Below are 854 nucleotides of genomic sequence, written 5' to 3'. Positions count from 1 at the left end.
GGTCTATCGCCGCGTTGCCTTGGCCGGCGCCATTGCTTCCACGCTGCTGCTTGGCCTGTTGTACTACAGCCTGCGCCACTCCATGGTGGAGCGACGGCGCCATATGGAGGAGATGCGGCTGGCTTCGCTGGTCTATTCGTCCAGCAGCGAGGCCATGGTGGTGACGTCGCTCGATGGCACCATCATCGACGTGAATCCGGCCTTTGCCGCCGCCACTGGCTATACAATCGAGGAGATCAAAGGCCGCACGGGCTATAGCGTCAGCGGGGCAGGCAATGCGACAGGGCTAGTCGACCGCCTGCGGGCCACCGTGGCAGCCAAGGGCAGATGGAGCGGCGAATTCTCGATCCGCCGCAAGGACGGTAGCGAGTTTCCCGCCTACCTGACCGTGGATACCTACCTGGCCCACGCGTATGGCGAGCGCCGCCGCGTTGCGCTGATCCATGACATGACCGAGAAGCGCCAGGCGGAGGAAGTCATCTGGCACCAGGCGAATTTCGATGCGCTCACGGATCTGCCCAACCGCCGCCTGTTCTTCGACCGGCTGGAACAGGAGATCGAGCGTTCGCGCGGCACGCAGGATGTGCTGGCGCTGCTGTTCATCGACCTGGATCGCTTCAAGGAGGTGAACGATACCCTCGGCCACGACCAGGGAGACCTGTTGCTGCTGGAGGCGGCGCGGCGCATTGCGGCATCGGTGCGCGCGTCGGATACCGTGGCGCGGCTGGCCGGCGACGAGTTCACCGTGATCCTGCCCGCGGTGGGCGATGCCGGCGTTGCCGGGGGCATTGCCCAGGCGATCCTGGAGCGGATTGCCGCACCTTACCGCCTCGCAGGCGAACTGGTGGTGGTGT

Annotated in this window: 1 protein-coding gene; it reads left to right on the top strand. The window is 65.5% G+C overall.

The genetic code is table 11. The features are described 5' to 3' along the window. The coding region (locus AC1RQK_RS40490; RefSeq protein WP_492815281.1) for a diguanylate cyclase domain-containing protein at window positions 1-854 on the top strand (854 nt) is incomplete at both ends.

The organism is Cupriavidus sp. GW822-FHT02D05, assembly GCF_058802485.1.
This window is presented reverse-complemented; position numbering and strand designations above follow the sequence as displayed.